Origin of the sequence: Achromobacter sp. SIMBA_011, from assembly GCF_046535435.1 — a bacterium.
Classification (GTDB): domain Bacteria; phylum Pseudomonadota; class Gammaproteobacteria; order Burkholderiales; family Burkholderiaceae_B; genus Achromobacter; species Achromobacter dolens.
Genome location: NZ_JAWRWN010001214.1, coordinates 1 through 236 on the forward strand (window position 1 = coordinate 1; position 236 = coordinate 236).

Sequence of the window (236 nt, forward strand, 5' to 3'; positions counted from 1 at the left end):
TACGCGGCGCGCTCGAGCATCGATGGGACCTTGCGACTGTATACGTACCAGCAGGTGCCGGGCACGCCGCTAATCGCGGTGGTCGCGCCGGCCGAACAGGACGTGCTGGCCGACATCACGCGGCTGTCATGGAAGGTCGGCGTGTCGGCGTCCGTGATCGGTGCGCTGTTCTGCGCGGTCATGTGGCTGCTCGCGTTCGCGCTGCGCGACAACCTGCGCAAGCAGACGCTGCTCAC

At 67.4% G+C, this 236-nt stretch carries 1 pseudogene; it reads left to right on the forward strand.

What is annotated here, in order from left to right:
• Positions 1 to 236, forward strand: a pseudogene (locus tag SB816_RS34920) (hypothetical protein); the annotation flags it as partial.